The organism is Arthrobacter sp. B10-11, assembly GCF_033142195.1.
In the GTDB taxonomy this organism is placed as follows: Bacteria; Actinomycetota; Actinomycetes; order Actinomycetales; family Micrococcaceae; genus Arthrobacter; species Arthrobacter oryzae_C.
Genome location: NZ_JAWMTH010000001.1, coordinates 538,880 through 559,990, shown reverse-complemented (window position 1 = coordinate 559,990; position 21,111 = coordinate 538,880). Strand labels below are relative to the sequence as shown.

The window sequence follows — 21,111 nt, the reverse complement described above, 5'->3', positions numbered from 1 at the left end:
AGAATAGGAACATGACTTCCAGCTCTCCCCGTAATGAGGAACTCTTCGACCGTGCACGCCAGCTCATGCCGGGCGGCGTCAACTCTCCCGTCCGGGCTTTCGGTTCGGTAGGCGGCACCCCGAGGTTCATGGTGTCCGCCAAGGGCGCGTACCTGACGGACGCCGACGGTGCCGAGTACGTGGACCTGGTGTGCTCCTGGGGCCCTGCCCTGCTGGGCCACGCCCACCCCGCGGTGCTCGAAGCAGTCCACGCAGCCGTGGACCGCGGGCTCTCCTTCGGTGCCTCCACACCGGACGAAGCCAACCTGGCAGCCATCGTCAAGGAACGCGTTCCCGCCGCAGAACGCGTCCGGATGGTGTCCACCGGCACCGAGGCCACCATGACCGCCATCCGCCTGGCCCGCGGCTTCACCGGCCGCGACCTGGTCATCAAGTTCGCCGGCTGCTACCACGGCCACCTCGACGGGCTCCTGGCCGCCGCCGGATCCGGCGTGGCCACCCTGGCGCTTCCCGGCTCCGCCGGCGTAACTGCCGCCACCGCTGCGGAGACCCTGGTGCTGCCGTACAACGACCTTGCCGCCGTGGAGGCCGCCTTCGCCGCGCACGGCAGCAACATCGCCGCCGTCATCACGGAGGCGGCTCCGGCAAACATGGGCGTGGTCATGCCGGGCGAGGGATTCAACGCCGGACTTTCCCGTATCACCCGCGAACACGGCGCCCTGCTTATCGTGGACGAAGTCCTCACCGGGTTCCGTACCGGTTACTCCGGTTACTGGGGCCTCACCGGCGGAGCGGCGGACGCTGCCGAGCCGTGGAGCCCGGACCTGCTGACCTTCGGAAAGGTGATCGGCGGCGGCATGCCGACGGCGGCGCTCGGCGGCCGGGCGGACATCATGGACTACCTGGCGCCGCTCGGACCCGTGTACCAGGCCGGGACGCTGTCCGGAAACCCGGTGGCCATGGCTGCCGGCGTCGCCACCCTGACCCACGCCACCCCCGAGGTCTACTCGTTCATCGACGCACGCTCGCTGGAGCTCTCCTCGGCACTGTCCTCGGCACTGGACGCCGCCGGCGTGGACCACTCCATCCAGCGCGCCGGCAACCTCTTCTCCGTGGCCTTCGGCACATCGGCCCGCGGCGTCCACAACTACGACGACGCCCAGGGCCAGGACGTGTTCCGCTACGCGCCGTTCTTCCACTCCATGCTGGACTCCGGGGTTTACCTGCCGCCGTCCGTCTTCGAAGCCTGGTTCCTGTCCGCGGCGCACGACGACGCCGCCATGAACCGGATCTTCGAGGCGCTCCCGGCCGCCGCACGGGCCGCGGCGTCGGCGGCGGTGCCCGCCGGGCTGTAACCGAGTCACAGCAGAAATCCCCGCCTCCCGGACGAATCCCCGCTGAATGCGAAGGGGAATTGTCCGGGAGACGGGGATTTTTTGTGCTAAGGCTGAGTAGCGGAATGCCTAGAAGGCCACCGTCACGTCACCGTTGGGCCATTCCTTTTCGATGAAGGCCTTGACCTCGGGGGAGTGCAGGAGCTCGTCCAGCTTCTTGATCCGGACGTCATCCTTGGAGTCTTCGCGCCAGGCCAGGAAGTTGGCGTAGGGGTTGTTCTCCACGGACTCCACTGCGAGGGCGTCCTTGGTGCTCAGGCCGGCCTTCAGGATGAAGTTGCCATTGATCAGGGCCAGGTCCACAGACGGGTCCTTGAGGTCGTTGATCAGGAGTTCGGGCTGGTTCTCGGAGAACTTCAGCTTCTTGGGGTTCTGCTCGTCGGTGAGGGTCAGCACCGAGGAATCATCCTTGATGTCCTTCACGAGGCCGGCAACCTGGAGGACCTTGAGGGCCCGGACCTGGTTGGAGGGGTCGTTGGTGATGGCAACCTTGGCGCCGTCCTGGATCTCCTGGATGTCCTTGACCTTCTCGGAGAACGCGGCGTACGGCTCAATGTGGACACCTTCGCCGTGGCCGAACTTGTAGCCCTTGGTCTTGACCTGGTCTTCGTACCAGGGAAGGTGCTGGTAGTAGTTGGCGTCCAGCGAGCCATCGCTCAGGGCGGTGTTAGGAGTCTGGTAGTCCTCGATCTCCTTGATGTCCAGCTTCAGGCCGGCCTTGGGCGCGAGGTCCTCGTTGAGGAATTCCAGGATCTTGGCCTGCGGGACCGGGCTTGCGCCGACGGTCAGCGTGGCGGGCTTTGCGGGGTCAAGGGCGGTGGTTTCGGCGCTGGGGCTGGAGGAACCGCCGCAGGCCGTCAGGGCCAGCGCGGTGACAATACCGGTGGCCAGGAGGGAGAGTGATTTACGCATCGGGTGCGTTCCTTTCGAATTGCATGGAGTTCGACGGCGGGCTTGCGCCCGGCGCCGCTCCGGCACAGATGCAGCGGGCGGCTACCTGCTGCGGTGAAGATTGCCGTGCCCGTTGGACGACGGCTGGTCAGTGGCGGTGTAGCAGAGGTCCGGGGGTAGCTGTGGGCCCCGGGCTTAGCGGTGGTCGAGGCTGCGGGCGATCTGCTCGCCGACGAGCTGGATGACCTGCACGAGGACGATGATCAGGACGATGGTGACGATCATGACCGTGACGTCGAACCGCTGGAAGCCGTAGTTGTATGCCAGCTTTCCGAGTCCTCCGCCGCCCACCAGGCCGGCCATGGCCGAGTATCCCACCAGCGTGACCACGGTGGTGGTTGTGGCGGCTACGAGGGCCGGGAGCGATTCGCGCAGCATCACCTTGTTGATGACCTGCATATTGGTGGAACCCATGACCTGGGCGGCGTCGATCTTGCCATGGTGGACGTCCCGGAGGCACGTCTCCACGAGGCGGGCAAAGAAGGGAATGGTGCCGATGGACAGCGAAACCGAGGCCGCAACAGGGCCAAGGCTCGTGCCGGTCAGCAGCCGCGCCAGGGGGATGAGCGCCACCATCAGGATGGCGAACGGGATGGACCGGGTGATGTTGACGATGACGTCGCTCATGATCCGGTTCGTGACCGGCATCGGACGCAGGCCGCCCGGCGCCGTGACGTGCAGGAAAACGCCCAGGGGCAGGCCCACCAGCACCGTAAAGAAGGCCGAAATTCCGACCATCTGCAGGGTTTCAACGATTGCTTCGGGCAGTGCCTTGGCAAGGACGGGGTTGCTGAAGATGTCGTTCATGAGTTCCTTCCCGTCGCGTCGTTCAATTCAGCAGCATCCGGTTCCGCGGCACCAAATTCCAGGGCGTCATCGGATGCCGCGTTGCTCGCGGCCAGCTTTGCGCCTATTCCGCGCTGGTGGAGGTAGCCGAGGACGGCGTCGTAATCAGCATTCTCTGCAAGCTGCACGCGGAGGTGCCCGAACTGCTGGCCGCCCAGTGTTTCGACGCTGCCGGCCAGGACGTTCAGGTCGATGTCGAAGTGCCGGGCAACACCGGTGAGTACCGGTTCCTTGGCGTTGTCCCCGGCGAACAGGATTTCGAGGACCGGTCCGCCTTGGAGTGCGCCCTTCAGGGGTTCGGACGCTGGCAGCGGCAGCAGCGCCTTGGCCAGTTTGCTCTCGAGGTCACCGGCCACGTCCTTGAGGGCGCCGTGTTCGACGATGCGGCCCTTCGACAGGAGCGACACCGAATCACAGACCCGCTTCACGACGTTCATTTCGTGCGTGATGATGAGCACGGTGAGCTGCAACCGCCTGGTGAGGTCCTGGATCAGGTCCAGGATTTCGTCCGTGGTCGCAGGGTCCAGGGCTGACGTGGGCTCGTCGCACAGCAGGACGTCGGGGTCCGCGGCGAGGGCCCGGGCGATGCCTACACGCTGGCGCTGGCCACCGGAGAGCTGGGAAGGGTAAGCGTTTTCGAAGCCTTCGAGGCCCACGAGGGACAACAGCTCCGCGACCTTGGTCCGGATCGTGTCCTTCGGCGTCTTGACGAGCTCCAGGGGGTGCGCCACATTGCCTGCCGCGGTGCGCGAGTCCATAAGGTTGGCGTGCTGGAAGACCATGCCGATACGTCGCCGGGCCGCACGTATTTCGGACTCTTTGACGGCGCTCAGTTCCGTGCCGTCAATGCTGACAGCCCCGGACGTGGGACGATCCAGAAGCGTGAGGCACCGCACCAGGGTCGATTTTCCGGCGCCTGAATGGCCAATGATCCCGTGGATGGAACCTTTGGGAACGGAAAGTGTGACGCCGTCGAGGGCCACCACTTCCTTTTTCCCCTGGCGGTAGACCTTTCGAAGGTCGGTAACTGTGATCATTTATCCTCAGGAGGTTGGCCTCGGGCAGGGCATAGCACAAGCACGCTTTTGAACTTAATTATGTCAGCGGACCCATCGGCGAGTCACTTCCGCATAATGTTCGGCGCTGCCCGCTATTTCCTGCATGCAGTTAGGCAACAGAGGCCTAGTCACGTTGCTCGTGCAACCTTGCTGCCGCCTGCCAAATTGCACCCGGCCAGGCTGACCGCTCCCGGACGTGCCGGTCCCTGTGATCCTCGTCCCAAGAGCCGGGTCGTGACCGGCTGCCGAACCCTGGGCCCGTGCCCGTGCCCGTGCCCCGGCCCCGGCCCTGGCACTGTGCCTAAGGCCGGGCGGGCTAGAAGTCGCCCCTGCTGGCGTCTTCAGGCGGGAGGACGGGCCATTCGCCTTCGATCACGGCGGCGGGCTTGGTCTTGCGGAGATAGGTCTGGAAGTCCGCGGCCTGGCTGGCGGCCCAGCCGACCTGGAGCTGATGGAGCTGGCCGGCAGCCATTCGAAGCTTGGGGAACTTGCCGGCCATGGCGTCCAGCATCCGGAGCGTTGCGAGGGCATCCGCCGCGGAGGTGTGGGCGTTGTCGAGGTTGATGTCGTATTCCTCGCACAGTGCGGTCAGGGTGCGCTTGCCCTTGCGGTACCGGTCCACCTGCTTGTTCATGACGTAGGGGTCCAAAACGGGGAAGCGGTGCAGCTGCGGAATGCCGTAGCGGGCTGACTCGGCAGCCAGCACCGTGAAGTCATAGCTGGCGTTGAACGCAATTACGGGGACACCGTCGTCGAACAATCCCTGCAACACGGACGCGAGTTCTCGCGTTACCTCCGCCGCCGGACGGCCCTCCTGGCGGGCACGTTCCGTGGTCACACCGTGGACTTCGCTGGCTTCGGCGGGGATCTCGACGCCAGGATCCGCGAGCCACTCATGTTCCTTGATGACACTTCCATCGGCATCCACCACTGTGACCGACGCAGTAACGATCCGGGCGGCCCGCGAATTGCGGCCGGTGGTCTCCAGGTCGAAGGCGGCCCGTGGCCGGGTGTCCCACGTGCTGGTACTGGTGCTGGTACTGGTGGTGCCGGTGTTCCTGGTGCTCATGCCTCAAAACTACCTGCTGCCACTGACGGTTTTGTGCCAGGCAGCGGGCGTGCCGCCCGGACGGCAGCCCGGGCCGACAAATTCGGGCAGCCCGGAAACCGCTACGCTGGATGCATGCGCACGGAGTATGTAGAGGCGGTGCTGTCCCTGGTCCGGCTCGTCCCTCCCGGTGCAGCCGTAGCCTACGGGGACGTTGCCGAGATGCTCGGTTCCGGTGGTGCGCGGCAGGTGGGATCTGTCATGAGCCATCACGGCAGCTCTGTTCCCTGGTGGCGGGTCCTGAGGGCAAACGGCGAAGCACCCCAGGGCCTGGAAGCCGAAGCCCTGGCTTTCTACCTCCAGGAAGGGACTCCACTTCTGGGCCGCTACCTGGACTTCCTCCGGACCGGCGAGGGACGTTGGCGCGTCGACCTGACGCAGGCGCGGTGGGCCCCCGCAGACGGTGACTTTGACCTCATAGACCTGATTGCCGAGCGGCTGGAGCGGCGGCTCCATAAAATGTCCGCCCCCGATGATGAAATGACTGTGTGACACTTACCAGCGACACCCCCGAGGCCCAATCGGACCAGCGCACGTCGAACCGGATCACGTCGGACCAGCGGACCCGGTCCGGGCAGCTGACGGTAGCCAAACCCGCCGGCACGGCCTCCGGGCTCAGGCTCCTCCCTCCCCGTCAGGTCCTCAGCGTTATTCCGGTGCTGTCACCGGACCAGCAGGCGGCAGTGGATGTACCGCACGGGTCGGGCCCCGTCCTGGTTCCGGGAGCACCGGGAACGGGAAAATCCACTGTCCTCATCGAAGCGGCAGTTCGCAGGGCCGAGCGCGACGGCGTGGATCCAGAGAGAATGCTGGTGCTGGCGCCCAGCCGGCTCGCCGCCGACTCCTTAAGGGACCGCTTCACGGCCCGGCTCAACAGAAGCCTCAGCACGACGCCGGCGCGCACCTGGGCCTCGTATGCCTTCGATCTGATCCGGCGCGCCAAAGCGGAAGGCATCCTCCCGCTGGCGCGGCCGCCGCGGCTGCTGTCCGGGCCTGAGCAGGACCTGATCATTAAGGAGCTCCTTGAAGGCCATGCCCTGCCGGGCCTCGAGCTGCCCTGGCCGGATGACCTGGACGCCGCCCTGGAAACCCGCGGGTTCCGCCACGAAGTGCGCCAGCTCTTTGACCGGATTATCGAATCCGGCCGGACGCCCGATGACCTGGTGGTCCTGGCCGGACAGTGCAACCGTCCGGACTGGATCGCCGCCGCCGCACTGTACGCCGAGTATCGCGACGTCCTGGACCTGCGGATGCCGGAGGCTTTCGACCCCGCGGGAATCATCACAGCGGCCCGTCAGATCTTCCAGGATGCCCCCGATTTCCTGGCGGCTGAGCGGGAGCGGCTCCAGCTGATCCTTGTGGACGATATCCAGGAAGCCAACCCGGCGGTGTTCGAACTGCTGGCGGACATCGCGGCAGGCAAGGACGCCTACGTGACGTTGTCCCCGGACACCGTGGTCCAGGGTTTCCGCGGCGCCAGGCCTGACCTCACGGCCGAGCTGCCGCACCTGCTGGCTCCTGAGGGAGCGGCCGGGGACGGTCCCCGGGATCCTGCAGCCAGGCACAAGATTTTGGAACGCCCGCTTCGGGTGACACACCGCCACACCGCCGCTGTCGCCGACGCTTGGCTTTCGGTGGCGGGGCGTATCTCGCAACGGGCAGGCGGCCAGTCGGCCCGACGGCTGGAGAGTGCCGCGCCGGCTACCGGCGATCCGACGGACTGTCCGACTCCCTCCCGTAGCCACGACCGCGGCGCGGTTGAGGGCCATGTCCTTCCGTCGCCGGTCCAGGAGCTGCGCTATGTGGCGCAGCGCATCCTGGATGCACACCTGAACCACGGACGCGAGCTCGGCGATATCGCAGTGATCGTGCGGAACGGCGGCCAGCTCAACCAGCTGCAGCGCCACCTGGCCGGCCACGGTATTCCCGTGCGCGTTCCGGTGGCCGAATCCGCGGTCCGGGACGAAGTCGCGGTGCGGCCCCTGCTTGATGCCTATGCCGTGGCGCTGGATCCCGCCGTACTGACCCCGGAGTCGGCAGTCGCGCTGCTGACGTCCCGGATCGGCGGAGCGACCTCCATCGAGTTGCGGCGGCTTCGCCAGTCCCTGCGCCGCGAAGAAATCCTCGGCGGAGGAGGCCGCACCAGTGATGCGCTGCTCGTCGAGTCGCTGCTTGAACCGGGAGCTTTGGCCACCTCGGGCATCGAAGGCCGCTCGGCCCGCCGGGTCGCCCGCATGATTGAGGCCGGGCGCGTGGCAGCGCGTGAACCGGGGGCCAACGCGGAGACAGTGCTGTGGGCTCTCTGGAACTCCACGGGGCTTTCCGCGCGCTGGACTGACGCCGCCTTGGCCGGCGGGGCGGCGGGAGCCCGGGCAGACCGCGACCTGGACGCCATGATGGCCCTGTTCCACACCGCCGAGCGCTATGTGGACCAGCTGCCGGGGTCAGGACCTGACCAGTTCCTGGAATACCTGCTCAGCCAGGAGCTCCCCATGGACACGCTGGCAGCCCGGGCACAGCTGGAGGACGCCGTGGAACTCATGACCCCGGCGAGTGCCGCCGGCCGTGAATGGCCCGTCGTCATTATTGCCGGCCTGCAGGAAGGCGTGTGGCCCAACACCCGGCTCCGCGGGGAGCTCCTCGGCAGCACACTCTTCGCCGACGCCGTCGAGCACGGGGTTGAACATGCCCTGCAGCTGGGGCCACTCAGCAGGTTGCGGGAAATCCGGTACGACGAACTCCGCAGCTTCTCCACAGCGGTGTCCAGAGCCCGCGACGTGTTGATCTGCACTGCCGTTTCATCAGAGGACGAACAGCCTTCCTCCTTCCTCGACTACGTGGCACCGCTGCGTCCCGGGCAGGATCGGCGGACGTTCACTCCGGTGGAACGGCCAATGACCCTCCGGGCCCTCGTGGCGGAACTCCGGCAGCATGCGCAACTGGACGGCAGGTCCGCCGCGGAATCTGTCGAAGCCGCCAGGGTCCTGGCCCGGCTGGCCGTTGCAGAACCGCCTGTCCCGGGGGCCGGTCCCGACTCCTGGTGGGGTCTCGCGCCGTTGTCTTCCGGTGAACGGATTGTCCCGGTTGGCGGAACAGTATTCGTTTCTCCGTCCAAGGTGGAGACGGTCCACAAGTCACCGCTCGACTGGTTCATCCAGGCAGCGGGCGGAGAAGCCGCCACCGACTTTGCCAGGAGCCTGGGAACGCTGGTCCACGCCATCGCGCAGGACATGCCTGATGCGTCGGGCGGGGAGTACGTGGCGGAACTGGTCCGGCGATGGCCGGCGCTCGGCATGAAGGACAACTGGGAAGGCAAACTTGATTTCCAGCGTGCCGAAGGCATGGTCCGGAAGCTCGCGCAGTACATCCTGGTCATGCGCAGTGAAGGCAGGAGCCTTGTCGGCGTCGAACAGGACTTCGAAGTGAGGCTGCCGGACATCATGGACGTACCGCAGCCCCCGGGTATTCCGGTGTCTGAACCGGAGCCGGAGGTCAGGTCCGCCGTCCTCCGCGGCCAGGTGGACCGGCTGGAGATCGATTCCGACGGGCGGCTGGTGGTCGTGGACCTCAAAACCGGCAAACGCCAGCCGTCGAAGGCCGATCTTGCCCGCCACCCGCAGCTGGGTGCCTACCAGGCTGCGGTCCTCGCCGGAGGGTTCACAGAACCCGCCGTAACTGCCGGCGACGTTCAGCCCGGTGACGTTGAGCCCGGGGACGTTCAGCCGGGCGGGGCAGTACTGGCACAGCTCGGCACAAGCAACAAGAGCCCGGGCATCCAGGTCCAGGCGCCGCTGGACGGCTCCGATGGCAACTGGGCGCTCGACATGGTGAACGAGGCCGCACGGCTGATGTCCGGCAGCGTTTTCGAGGCGCGCCACGATCCGGCGAAATCGGGACACGGCGGCCACGGCTGCCGCCTGCCCGAGGTCTGTCCCCTTTGTCCGCGCGGAAAGCAGGTTACTGAATGACGACGCCGCTCGACGTCCCGGCACCCCGGTTCTCCCCGGAGGAGCTGACCGCCATGCTGGGCGAACGCAACAGCCCCACCGCGGAGCAATCCGCCATTATTTCCTCGCCGCTCACGCCGCGGCTAGTGATTGCCGGTGCAGGATCGGGCAAGACCGCCACGATGGCGGACCGCGTCGTGTGGCTCGTTGCCAACGGCTGGGTGAGGCCCGAGGAAGTCCTCGGTGTAACGTTCACGCGCAAGGCAGCAGGCGAGCTGGCCAGCCGTATCAGGGCCAAGCTGGCTGCCCTGCAACGGATCGCGGCGGAAGACAGCGGGCATCGGATTTTTCCCGCGGGCCTGCTCAGCGAGGACGCCCTGGAACCCAAGGTGTCCACCTACCACTCCTACGCCAGCGGCATCGTGTCCGACTACGGTCTCCGGCTCGGCGTCGAACGTGACGTTGTGCTCCTGGGCGGAGCGCAGGCATGGCAGCTGGCCAGCGAAGTCGTCGAGGCGTTCGACGGCGAATACGAGCACTTCCGTGCTGCCAAATCCACCCTTGTGAAGGCCGTCATCCAGCTCGCAGGCGAGTGCGCTGAACACCTGCGTGATCCCGACGAAGTGCAGGAATGGCTGATGCACCGCGTCGCCGAATTTGAAGCACTGCCCTATGTGGCCGGCGCCAAAAAGAATCCGACCCAGGCCGCGGGAGAACTTGGTGCCATGCTCCGCACTCGGGCAAGCGTTGCCGAGATGGTGGGCAGGTACTCCGAAGCGAAGCGGGTCCGCGGCGCCCTTGATTTCGGCGACCTCGTAGCGCTGGCTGCGCGGGTCGCCAGCGAGATTCCGCTCGCCGCCGAAGTGGAGCGCCAACGGTTCAAAGTGGTGCTGCTCGATGAATTCCAGGACACGTCGCATGCCCAGCTCGTGCTCTTTTCCCGGCTCTTCGGCGGCGGCCACGCGGTGACGGCCGTGGGCGATCCCAACCAATCGATCTACGGCTTCCGCGGCGCGTCCGCCGGCCAGCTCTTCCATTTTGTCCGGGAATTCCCGGTCATGGTCCGTGATTCGTTCGCGGTGGCACCCACTTCCTACCTGACAACCGCGTGGCGCAACGGGCGGAACATCCTTTCCGCGGCCAACGTCATTTCGGCTCCGCTCAGTGCAGCTGCCTCGAAGAGCGGCCCCGCGGGGGAACGGGAATCCGCGGACTCCGTGGAGGTCCCGCCGCTGCAGCCCAGTCCCGCGGCGGCCCAGGGGAAGGTTGTCATCGGACGCTTTGCCACGGATGAAGACGAGGCCCGGGCAATAGCGGGGGACGTTTTGCGGTACCGCGTCACAGACTTTGAAGACAGTGCCGGAACAGAGCGGGTACCTCCGGCCATGGCGGTCCTGTGCCGCCGGCGCGCACAGATGGAGTGTATCCGGCGTGAGTTCGAAGTTCGCGGAATCCCCTACGAGATCGTGGGCCTCGGCGGACTCCTGGACACGCCGGAGATCGTGGATCTGGTCGCAACCTTGCGCGTCCTTGCAGATCCGGGCCGGTCGGACTCACTCATGCGGCTCCTGGCGGGAGCACGCTGGCGCATAGGTCCGGCAGATCTGATGGCCTTCCGGGACTGGTCGTCATTCCTCGCCCGCCGCCGGGAGCACCCGGGACGGGACGCGGATGAAAGTGACGACGCCGGGGCCGCCGTTATCGAGAGCGACATCACCGATTCGTCCAGCCTGGTGGAAGCGCTGGACTGGCTGCCGCGGGAAGGCTGGACGTCGTCCCACGGCAGGTCCCTCAGCACTGAAGCCCTCGACCGGCTGCACGCCTTCTCGGCCGAACTCCGTCAGCTCCGGGGATTCATGGGCGATGACCTCACCACGTTGCTGGGCGAAGTGGAACGGGCCATGCTCCTGGATATCGAGGTAGCGGCCCGTCCGGGCATCAGCATTCACCAGGCCCGGAGGAACCTGGACGCATTCCACGATGCGGCGGCAGGGTTCCTCCATACCTCGCAGCGCGTCGACGTGCTGGCTTTCCTGGCGTGGCTGGAAGCCGCAGCCACGGAGGAGGGCGGCCTGGACGTCGCCGCGCCGGACGTCAACCATGAAGCCGTGCAGCTTTTGACCGTGCACGCGTCCAAGGGCCTGGAGTGGGACGTTGTGTTCGTTCCCGGCCTGAACGCCGGCGCGTTTCCCAGCAGCCGGGATTCCCGCTGGAGCAGCGGCAGTGCAGCCCTGCCCTGGCCGTTGCGGGGAGACCGTGGCGACCTGCCCCAATGGGACACGGACCAGCCGGACCAAAAGGGCTGGCTGGATGCCGAAAAGGATTTCAAGGCGGAGGTCCAGGCGCACGGTGAAGCAGAAGAACGCAGGCTGGCCTACGTCGCCTATACCCGGGCGAAATTCGTGCTGTGGGTTTCGAGTGCCGCCTGGGTCGGTTCCCGGGCCGGCATGGCGGAGATGTCGCCGTTCCTGTCGGAACTGGCGCACCTTGCTGGAATCGGGACGGAGGCCGGCGGACCTGAGCCGGCCGTGAAGCGGTCCGATGAGCCTGCGGTGGCGAGGGGACGTGCGGAGGAGCCTGCCGCCGTCGTACATCCCGCGTCGGTGGAGGAGTCATCCCTGCCTGCCGAAAGTCCCTTGACCCAGGACCTGGAACTGGCTCTGTGGCCGTATGATCCGCTGGAAGGACCCGCCGATCCGCGCACCGGAGCCAGGCTCAGGCTGGTACCCGGGCGACGCGCCGCAATGGAAACGGCCGCCGGACGGGTCCGCGAAGCCATGGCCGGCGGCGCAACCGGGGACGCGGCGCTGGTTCCTGCTGCCGCGGAGGGCTCGCGTCCGCTCCGGGGCGTCGCCGCCAGCTGGGCGCAGGAGGCGGGCCTGCTGCTGGAGCGCCGGTTCCGCAGGGCAACGGTGCAGGATGTCCACTTGCCCGGCCACATCTCGGCGTCAACTTTCGTGGACCTGGGTGACGACCCCGGATCCGTGCTTGCACGGCTGCGGCGGCCGGTTCCCAGGGAGCCAGGCATGTCGGCCCGCAAGGGCACGGCTTTCCACGCCTGGGTGGAGGAATACTTCGGCAAGGCGGGCATGCTGGAGCTGGACGAGGCACCCGGTTCGGACAACCATATAGACGAGGCTTACGGGCTGGACTCCATGGTGGAAACATTCCGGAACTCAGAGTGGGCGCACCGTGCCCCCGCCCATGTCGAGGTTCCCGTTGAGACACGCATCGGCGATGTTGTGGTTCGTGGCCGGATCGATGCCGTGTTCCGGGATGCCGACGGCGGCTGGGACCTCGTGGACTGGAAGACGGGCCGCCGTCCCGCCGGCGGGCAACTGAAGGTCAAAGCTGTCCAGCTGGCCGTCTACCGTCTCGCCTGGGCCAGACTCAAGGGAGTCCCGCTGGACAGTGTCCGGGCGGCCTTCTACTACGTGGGGGAAAACCAGGTGGTCCGGCCCCACGACCTCGGCACGGCGGAGCAACTGGAAGATATCGTGACAGCTGCCCTCGGGGGAACCACCGCACTGGCCAAGGCTGCCGGCCCGGTCAGCGGGACTTTGCGTCCACAATCTTGAGGGCGGCGGTGGAGGTGTCATCCGCTGCCGGCGGGGCAGGGGGAGTGGCGGCCCCGCCAAAGCCGGTAGCGGGGTCCGCTGCACTGCCTCCGGCTGCCGGAGCGTTTCCTTCCGGAGTGGCGGCCCCGGCGTCGGACTTTTCGACCGGGATCGGGGTCACGTGCACGGAAGGCATGGCGGCGGCGCTGGCCGGTTCGACCTGCGGCACAGGTTCCACGTGCACGGCCGGGACGGCCTGCGGCAAGGGTTCCACGCTGATGGGCTGGCCGCCGTGCTCGGCGATGTCGTCGGCCAGCGAGGCAAGCATTTCTTCAGCTTCACCGATCATGGTCTGGTCGCCGGCGGCCAGGCCCTTGACCAGGTACTGGGCCAGCGCAAACTCGGCAGAGAGCGCCGCACGGCGGAGCAGGTGGGCGTCCGGGGCGTCACGCCGGCTCGACGTGTAATGGCGCAGGACGGCGTCCACGAAGCCCTGTTCGTTGGAGGCCACCAGCCACGCCATGTCGTCGGCGGGATCGCCGATGCGCAAATCAGTCCATCCGGTCACGGCGGTCACACGTTCCCCGTCAATCAGGATGTTGTCCTCGTGCAGGTCCCCGTGCACAACGCAGGGATTGAAGCGCCACAGCGAGACATCCTCCAACGCGTGTTCCCAGCGGCGCAGCAGCACGGGAGGGATCTTCCCGGTGGTTGCGGCCTGGTCGAGTTCGTTGAGCCTGCGCTGCCGGAACTCGTTGGGTGTATAGCTGGGGAGGTCGGCGTTGCTGACCAAAGCCCGGGGCAGGTCGTGGATCGCGGCCAGCGCCGCTCCGACTTCCCTCGCGAGTCCTTCCGGACCGGCGGTCAGCTCTTCGACGCTGCGCGTGGTGCCCGCCAGGTGCGAGTACACGAAAGTGCTCAGGGCCCCCTGGCGCACGGTGCCTGCCACCGTTGGCATCAGGAAGGGCAGCTCGGCCCTGATTCCCGGGGCGAATGCGCGGAGGACCATGAACTCAGTTTCCAGGCGGGCGCTGGCCTCCGCGTGGCGAGGTGATCGTACCCGCCACTGCTTCCCCTCGGAGTCCAGGAGGAGTGCCGAATCGAAGTCCGCCGGATCGTCCGGGGCGGAACTCACGGCGGTCGGCGTCAGTCCGGGGACTGCCGCAGTTGCTACAGCTGCCAGTTCGATCGGTTTTCTTCTCACCCATCCACGGTAGATTGACTGGCGCCCAAGATGGCGATGTACTACGGCGAGTCTCGAGATCGGAACGATTTCCCTCGCTGATCCGGGCCGTGATCATGCCCACGCCGGACTGACCGGAAGGCTTGCCGACAGGCCTGCCGCCGGGCTTTTGGCGAGACGGCCGCCGCCGGAGCAAATGTCAATTGTCTGCCGGAGTCAGTACGGTGGGTACATGAGTCTTGCGGAGTCCCCGGCATCCAAAAATCAGGCACCTGCAAATGTGTCCCAAGGCAGCACAGCAACGTTGCAGAGGCTGCCGGCGAACCACCTGATGGACACGGTCCTTCCCGTCAGGCCCGCCCTCATTGACAGGGGATCCGGCGCCAGGATGAAGCCGGGCATGGTTGACTCTGTCGTCAGCTCGGGACGGGCGCTGGCCATGGTCCTCTCGCACCGGCAGGCGTTGGTCCGCGGCGGGAGCCTCCTGCTGACTGACGCCGCCCGACTTGCGGAGAGCCTTGCCGAGGCAGGGTCGCCGCCGGAAATGACCATCTATCTTGGCGCTGCCATGGCCGGTTCGCAGCTGGACGAGGGCACGGAAATCGTTCTTTTTGTCCTGGCGGAACCGTTCGAGGTCCGGGCGGAACAGTTCGAACGCGGCATCGCGGGAATCCCGTCGGATGCAGTGTGGACGGGGTTCCGGGACGTGGCTGCCCTCTTGAATGCCACCGACACTGCCCTCTTCATCGAGGCCAGTGCAATAGCGAACTGGCATGCCACGCACGTTCATTGCCCGCGGTGCGGTGCCGCGACCGTTGTGGAGGCAGGAGGCTGGGTCCGCCGGTGTCCCGCAGACAACTCCGAGCACTACCCCCGGACCGACCCCGCCATCATCGTGACGGTGGTCGGCCCGGATGACAGGCTCCTCCTCGGTGGCGGCGGACCGCTCGACGCGAAGAACTTTTCCACCCTGGCCGGGTTCGTGGAGCCGGGTGAATCCCTGGAGCAGGCCGTAGTCCGCGAGATCCAGGAGGAGGTGGGCGTTAGGATAACCGCCGCCCAGTACCTGGGTTCCCAGTCCTGGCCTTTCCCGGCATCCCTGATGCTGGGGTTCACGGCCCGGACGCCGGACACCGAGGCAACGCCCGACGGCGTGGAGGTCACCCGGGCGCGCTGGTTCAGCCGGTCAGAACTCCAGGCCGCCGTGCTGAGCGGGGAGATCGTGATCTCCAGCCGGCTGTCCATCGCCCGGTCACTCATTGAGCACTGGTACGGCGGCGTCATCCAGGACCGTCCCGCCGACGCCTGACTTCCGTGCAGCGAACCTCCACCCGGCACCACCGGGCCACCCATCACAAGTGACCGAGCACCAACTGACTGAGCAGCAAGTGACAACTGACAATTTTGAACGAAGCGCCTCCGGCGACACCGCATCCCCCGGGGCCCCACTGGACAACCGGTCCCTGGAAGACCGCATTCTCGGCGGACTGGACGACGAGCAGCGGGAAGTCGCGAGCACGCTGAACGGACCGCTGTGCGTGCTCGCGGGCGCAGGCACGGGCAAAACTCGCGCCATCACCCACCGGATTGCCTACGGCGTGCACTCGGGCGTCTACAGCCCGCAGCGGCTGCTGGCAGTGACCTTCACCGCGCGCGCCGCGGCGGAGATGCGAAGCCGGCTCCGCGATCTCGGCGTCGGCAACGTCCAGGCCCGCACCTTTCACGCCGCTGCCCTCCGGCAGTTGCAGTTCTTCTGGCCGCAGGCCGTCGGAGGTGCGCTCCCGAACCTGCTCGACCACAAGGCACAGATGATCGCCGAAGCTGCCCGCCGCCTGAGGCTCAGCACGGACCGTGCGTCCATCAGGGATCTGGCCTCGGAGATCGAGTGGGCCAAGGTGTCCATGCTGACGCCGGCAAACTACCTTGAGAATGCGCAAGGCCGGGGCAATCCCGGCGGCTTTGATCTCACCGCTGTCGCCCGCGTGTTCCAGGCCTACGAGGACGTCAAGACCGACCGCAACGTCATCGACTTCGAGGACGTCCTCCTGATCACTGTCGGGATCCTGCAGGAGGATCCGAAAGTGGCAGCCACCGTCCGCGAACAGTACCGGCACTTCGTGGTGGACGAATACCAGGACGTTTCACCGTTGCAGCAGCGGCTGCTGGAACTCTGGCTGGGGGGACGCGACGAACTCTGCGTTGTGGGCGATGCCAGCCAGACCATTTATTCGTTCACCGGTGCTTCACCCAGGCACCTGCTCGGTTTCAAGGCCATGTACCCCGGCGCCAACGTCGTGAAGCTGATCCGGGATTACCGTTCCACTCCGCAGGTGGTCAAGCTGGCCAACGACCTCCTCGCAGGCCGCCGCAGCGGAGGCCCCGTAGCGGACGCCGCCTGGGCGGCGCCGCTGAAACTGGTGGCACAGCGGCCGCCCGGGCCGCCGCCGCAGTTCACCGAGTGCGCGGACGATGAAGCCGAGGCCGCCACCGTGGCAATCAAGATCCGCGAACTGCTCGACGCCGGCACACCGGCCAGCGAGATCGCCGTGCTGTTCCGGACCAACGGGCAGTCTGAGGCTTACGAACAGGCATTGGCTTCAGCCGGCATCGGCTATCAGCTGCGCGGAGGAGAGCGGTTCTTCGCCCGCAAGGAAGTCCGGGACGCTATCCTCCAGCTCAGGGCGGCCACCCGGGCCGCCGCGGAAACCTCGGAGCCCGAACCCCTCGGCCAGCTGGTCCGGGACATCGTGGCGTCCCTCGGCTACACGGAGTCCGCCCCGCACAACGGCGGAGCCCTTCGGGAACGCTGGGAATCGCTGGCCGCGCTCGTTGCGCTTGCCGATGAGCTGGTAGTGAGCCGGGGTCCACAATTCACCCTCGCGGACTTTGTCAATGAACTGCAGGAGCGTTCACTGGCCCAGCATGCCCCCACTGTCCAAGGTGTAACCCTGGCGTCGCTGCACGCGGCCAAGGGCCTCGAGTGGGACGCAGTCTTCCTGGTGGGACTCTGCGAAGGCCTCATGCCGATCTCCTTCGCCGATTCACCGGAAGACGTGGACGAGGAACGCCGCCTGCTCTATGTGGGTATCACCCGGGCGCGCGAGCACCTGTCGCTGTCCTGGTCCCTCGCCCGGACCCCGGGGGGCAGGGCCAACCGCAAGCCTTCACGCTTCCTTGACGGCCTTCGGCCGGATTCAGTGGCCAGCTCGACGGCGCGCGGCAAAGGCCCCGCGCCGCGGCGGAAGGCAGCAGCCCCGGCGATGTGCAGGGTCTGTGGAAGTATGCTGTCCACCGGCGCTGAACGCAAGGTGGGCCGCTGCAGCCAGTGCCCGCCGAGCTACGAAGAGCAGACTTTCGACGCACTGCGCCAGTGGCGGAAGGATGTTGCCCTTGCCGCCGAAGTCCCGGCATTTGTGGTGTTTACCGACGCGACGCTGACGGCGATCGCTGAGGCACGGCCCGCTTCGCTGGAGGAACTGGCCCGACTGGCCGGAGTTGGCCCCTCCAAGCTGGAGAAATACGGTGAAGCAGTGCTTGAGGTCCTCACGGAAAGCGGCAGCGCCTGATGGCCGGCGGCGCCCCGCCGCGGGCGATTCCGCTGACCACTCCCGATGGCGCCCCGGTGGTGGTCCGGCGCTCCGCGCGCCGACGCCGGACGGTGGCCGCGTTCTGGGAGAACGGCACTGCGGTGGTGGCCATTCCGGCGCACTTCACCAAGGCCCAGGAAAGCGAATGGGTCCACCGGATGCTCGAGAAGCTCCGGCTGCAGGGAACGCGGCGGTCGCGGGGTGAGGGACGGCGCCAGCCGGCCACGGATGCCGCCCTGGCGGCGCACGCAGCCGAACTGTCGGCTAAGTACCTTGGCGGGCGCTCCGTGCCGTCGTCAGTGCGCTGGGTCAGCAACCAAAATTCCCGCTGGGGATCGGCTACTCCCGCCGATGGAACCATCAGGCTCTCCGACAAGCTGCGGAGCATGCCGCAATGGGTCATCGACTACGTGCTGCTGCACGAGCTGGCCCATCTGCTCGTCGCCGGGCACAACGCCGCGTTCTGGCGCCTTCTGGAGGCGTACCCCGAGACGCAGCGGGCCAAGGCGTTCCTCGAAGGTGTCGCTTTCGCCACGTCCCGCGGACTGGCACCGGACGCCGACGGAGACGGCGAGAGCACCGACGGAACCGAAGTCCCGTCAGTGCTCTTCTAGCTGACCGCAAAACCGGAGGGTCAGGCCTTCGGTGCCCCGCCGTCGTCGTCCTTGCCCGATCCGTCCTCGTCTTTCCCGGAGTCTTTTTCGTCGTTGGCCGGGTCATCGAATCCGCCGCTCAACAGTTTCTGCAGGGCGTCATCCACCTCAGTGTCGCTCGCTTCGGCGAGCTTGCGCCGGGCGCTGAATCCCTGCGGATCATCCAGGTCCTCGCCGGTGGGCAGGAGATCGGGGTGTTGCCAGATGGCGTCACGGCCGGAAGTGCCGCGTTCTTCCTTGAGGGATGCCCACAAAGCGGCAGCTTCGCGGAGGCGGCGGGGACGAAGTTCCAGACCCACCAGGGATGAGAAGGCATGTTCGGCCGGGCCGCCGGTGGCACGGCGCCGCCGGACAGTCTCGCGCAGCGCGGACGCCGAGGGCAGGAACTTTTCCGTGGCTGCTGCCGTCAGCTCGTCCACCCAGCCTTCAACCAGGGCGAGCGCTGTTTCGAGCTTTTCCAGTGCCTGTTCCTGGGCAGGAGTCCGCTGCGGCATGAAAACGCCCTGGGACAGTGCTTCCTGGATGCCTTCGGGATTGCTCGGATCGATTTCCCGTGCCAGTTCCTCGATTTTGGAGGTGTCGATGTGGATGCCCCGGGCATAGGCCTCGATGGCACCGAGGAGGTGGCCGCGGAGCCAGGGTACCTGCACAAAGAGGCGGGCGTGGGCCGCTTCGCGCACAGCCAGGAAGAGCCGGATGTCGTTTTCGGGCAGGCTCAGGCCTTCGCCGAACTTGGCCACGTTGGCCGGGAGGAGGGCCATCTCGAGGTCGGCCAGCGGGACACCGATGTCCGTTGAACTGACCACTTCCGCCGACAGGGCACCGATTGCCTGGCCCAGCTGCATGCCGAAAATGGCACCGCCCATGTTCTGCAGCATGGAGGAGGCGCCGCCCATCATGGACTTCATTTCCTCGGGCATCTGCTCCGTCATGGCGGTGGACAGTGCATTGGCAATGCTGTTCGCCACCGGTTCGGTGAGCCGCTTCCAGGTGCCGAGCGTTTCCTCGACCCATTCGGCGCGGGACCACGCCCGTCCGATCAGGCCGGTTGCGGGGAGCTCCGTGACCTGGTCCAGCCACAGCTCGGCCAAGCGCAGGGCCTCGTCTATTTCACGCGACTGCTGCGCCGTGACAGAGGGGTCGGAGCCACTTGCAGCCACCCGCCGCGCGTTGTCATGGGCAAGCTGCCAGTTGACGGGCCCTTCGGAGGTCGCGCTCATCATGGCCTGCACCTGCGAGAACATCTGGGCCAGGAGGTTCGGGTCGTCAGGAAGCCCTGCCGCCTTGGCCAGTTCAGCGGGGTCTATGTCACCCATGCCCTTGCCGCCCATGAGGTTTTGAAGCATTTCCGCAAGCGGATCCTTGGGGGTGTCGTCGTCGCCATTGGACGGATTGAGTGGGTTGGAGGTCATGATCCCGCCGATCGTCGGTGTGACTGTTGATCACCTTCACGGTACCCCGGTGCGTTGGCGGCTGTCTGCCGAATCCGGCCCCGTTCGCTGTAGGCAAAGAGCGTCCACGCCTGCTCACCGCGTAGTGTTAGTAATCGGAATATTTGCAGGCTGCCGTCAGCACGATCGGGTTCGGCCACACTGCCTCGTCCGCGGGCGCAGGTACAGAAGAGGTCCTTCATTGACAATCATTCAGGGTGACCACGTTCCAGGGGATCCCGCGGAATCCGGAAGCGGCGGCGGAACCACCCGTGGCAGGCTTTCACGACGCCCGACGTCCCGCCGGGCCAAAACGCGGGATAACCGCTACCCCGCGATGGTGGCGTCCGGATTGATGGCGCTCGCGCTGGGAATAACCGCCGCCAGCCTTCCCGTGCCGTACGTGGTGGAATCGCCCGGACCCACGTTCAACACCCTGGCAAGCGACAACGGGAAACCCGTTATCAGCGTGACGGGCCGCGAGACCTTTCCGGCCAAGGGAAACCTGGACCTCACCACTGTCTATGTTGACGGCGGTCCCAACGGTCCGGTCAGCGTTTTCGAAGCTTTCTCGGCCTGGCTGGACAAGTCCAAAGCCGTCTATCCGGAAGAGCTGATCTTTCCCACGGGGGTTACGAAGGAAGAGTCCCAGCAGGAGAGCGCGGTGGCGATGACCACCTCCCAGGAGAACGCGACGGCATCCGCGCTCAAGGAACTCGCCATCCCCTTTGAACAGAAGCTCCGGGTGGCGGACCTCGCCGATCAGTCGGCTTCCGCCGGCAAGCTCGAGGCCGGCGACGTGTTCGCCACTTTGAACGGCAAGCCCGTGACGTCGCTCCGCGTGGTGCAGGAGGAACTTGCCGCAGGGCAGGGAAAGCCCGCCGTCGTCGTCGTGACGCGTGACGGCGCCGCAGTCACTGAGACCATCACCCCCACCGAGAACGCGGCCGGCAAGTTTATCCTCGGCGTGCTGCTGCAGTACGACTTCACGTTTCCGTTTGACGTCAAGATTTCCCTCGAGAAGGTGGGCGGCCCCAGCGCGGGCATGATGTTTGCGCTCGGCATCATCGACACCGTCACCCCGGGGGACCTTACGGGCGGCAAACACATTGCCGGGACCGGCACCATTACGCCCGACGGCGTGGTGGGATCCATCGGCGGCATCGGACAGAAGATGTACGGAGCCCGGGGCGACGGTGCTGAGGTGTTCCTGGCGCCGGCTGCCAACTGCGCGGAAGTGGTGGGGCACATCCCGGACGGACTACAGGTAGTCAAGGTCGAAAGCCTGGCTGAGGCGCGGGACGCCGTCGAAGTGGTCGCCTCAGGGGGCGACACATCCGGCCTTCCGGCGTGCACCAGCAACTAGACTAATTGCAGGAACTAAGCACCACCTCCAC

Annotated in this window: 14 protein-coding genes; 8 read left to right on the top strand and 6 right to left on the bottom strand. The window is 66.6% G+C overall.

What is annotated here, in order from left to right; genetic code table 11:
* Nucleotides 1-11: 11 nt before the first annotated feature.
* The gene (hemL, locus tag RW112_RS02605) at nucleotides 12-1,355 is read left to right on the top strand and encodes a glutamate-1-semialdehyde 2,1-aminomutase (protein WP_317780293.1); all 1,344 of its coding nucleotides are present in this window, start codon (nucleotides 12-14) and stop codon (nucleotides 1,353-1,355) included.
* 108 nt (nucleotides 1,356-1,463) lie between these two features.
* Here the strand turns inward: hemL and RW112_RS02600 are convergent, their stop codons facing one another.
* The 4 genes from RW112_RS02600 to RW112_RS02585 all read right to left on the bottom strand — a co-directional run bounded on the left by RW112_RS02600 (nucleotide 1,464) and on the right by RW112_RS02585 (nucleotide 5,318).
* Nucleotides 1,464-2,306, bottom strand: a complete 843-nt coding sequence (locus tag RW112_RS02600; protein ID WP_317780292.1) for a MetQ/NlpA family ABC transporter substrate-binding protein — start codon at nucleotides 2,304-2,306, stop codon at nucleotides 1,464-1,466.
* A 174-nt stretch (nucleotides 2,307-2,480) separates the two neighbouring features.
* Nucleotides 2,481-3,152, bottom strand: coding sequence for a methionine ABC transporter permease (locus tag RW112_RS02595; protein ID WP_317780291.1), 672 nt, complete (start codon nucleotides 3,150-3,152; stop codon nucleotides 2,481-2,483).
* Nucleotides 3,149-4,228 carry a methionine ABC transporter ATP-binding protein gene (locus RW112_RS02590; protein ID WP_317780290.1) on the bottom strand — a complete coding sequence of 360 codons (1,080 nt, stop codon included), beginning with the start codon at nucleotides 4,226-4,228 and terminating at the stop codon, nucleotides 3,149-3,151. The genes RW112_RS02595 and RW112_RS02590 overlap by 4 nt, the downstream gene beginning before the upstream one ends.
* Nucleotides 4,229-4,565: 337 nt before the next feature.
* Nucleotides 4,566-5,318 carry a 3'-5' exonuclease gene (locus tag RW112_RS02585; protein ID WP_317780289.1) on the bottom strand — a complete coding sequence of 251 codons (753 nt, stop codon included), beginning with the start codon at nucleotides 5,316-5,318 and terminating at the stop codon, nucleotides 4,566-4,568.
* A 114-nt stretch (nucleotides 5,319-5,432) separates the two neighbouring features.
* On the opposite strand from RW112_RS02585, the gene RW112_RS02580 reads away from it, so the two are divergent.
* The 3 genes from RW112_RS02580 to RW112_RS02570 all read left to right on the top strand — a co-directional run bounded on the left by RW112_RS02580 (nucleotide 5,433) and on the right by RW112_RS02570 (nucleotide 12,882).
* On the top strand, nucleotides 5,433-5,849 hold the full coding sequence (locus tag RW112_RS02580; protein ID WP_317780288.1) for an MGMT family protein: 417 nt from the start codon (nucleotides 5,433-5,435) through the stop codon (nucleotides 5,847-5,849).
* An 86-nt stretch (nucleotides 5,850-5,935) separates the two neighbouring features.
* Nucleotides 5,936-9,325, top strand: a complete 3,390-nt coding sequence (locus RW112_RS02575) for an ATP-dependent DNA helicase (protein WP_317780820.1) — start codon at nucleotides 5,936-5,938, stop codon at nucleotides 9,323-9,325.
* A complete protein-coding gene (locus RW112_RS02570) occupies nucleotides 9,322-12,882 on the top strand; it encodes an ATP-dependent DNA helicase (RefSeq protein WP_317780287.1) in 3,561 nt (1,186 codons plus the stop codon). The genes RW112_RS02575 and RW112_RS02570 overlap by 4 nt, the downstream gene beginning before the upstream one ends.
* Here the strand turns inward: RW112_RS02570 and RW112_RS02565 are convergent.
* Nucleotides 12,854-14,065 carry a macrolide 2'-phosphotransferase gene (locus RW112_RS02565; protein WP_317780286.1) on the bottom strand — a complete coding sequence of 404 codons (1,212 nt, stop codon included), beginning with the start codon at nucleotides 14,063-14,065 and terminating at the stop codon, nucleotides 12,854-12,856. The two genes, RW112_RS02570 and RW112_RS02565, sit on opposite strands and share 29 nt — an antisense overlap.
* A 211-nt stretch (nucleotides 14,066-14,276) precedes the next feature.
* Between RW112_RS02565 and nudC the strand changes: the two genes are divergently transcribed.
* From nudC to RW112_RS02550, 3 genes are all read left to right on the top strand, one after another.
* Complete coding sequence (gene nudC, locus RW112_RS02560; protein ID WP_317780285.1) at nucleotides 14,277-15,353, top strand: NAD(+) diphosphatase; 1,077 nt, start codon at nucleotides 14,277-14,279, stop codon at nucleotides 15,351-15,353.
* A gap of 79 nt (nucleotides 15,354-15,432) precedes the next feature.
* Complete coding sequence (locus RW112_RS02555) at nucleotides 15,433-17,610, top strand: ATP-dependent DNA helicase UvrD2 (RefSeq protein ID WP_411709847.1); 2,178 nt, start codon at nucleotides 15,433-15,435, stop codon at nucleotides 17,608-17,610.
* A complete protein-coding gene (locus RW112_RS02550) occupies nucleotides 17,610-18,245 on the top strand; it encodes a M48 family metallopeptidase (RefSeq protein ID WP_317780284.1) in 636 nt (211 codons plus the stop codon). The genes RW112_RS02555 and RW112_RS02550 overlap by 1 nt, the downstream gene beginning before the upstream one ends.
* A gap of 20 nt (nucleotides 18,246-18,265) precedes the next feature.
* Here RW112_RS02550 and RW112_RS02545 read toward each other — a convergent pair whose 3' ends face one another.
* Entirely contained in the window at nucleotides 18,266-19,696 is a 1,431-nt protein-coding gene (locus RW112_RS02545) for a zinc-dependent metalloprotease (RefSeq protein WP_317780283.1), read from the bottom strand.
* A 220-nt stretch (nucleotides 19,697-19,916) separates the two neighbouring features.
* On the opposite strand from RW112_RS02545, the gene RW112_RS02540 reads away from it, so the two are divergent.
* Nucleotides 19,917-21,080 (top strand): PDZ domain-containing protein, encoded by a 1,164-nt coding sequence (locus RW112_RS02540; RefSeq protein ID WP_317780282.1) that lies wholly within the window; start codon nucleotides 19,917-19,919, stop codon nucleotides 21,078-21,080.
* Nucleotides 21,081-21,111: the final 31 nt, after the last annotated feature.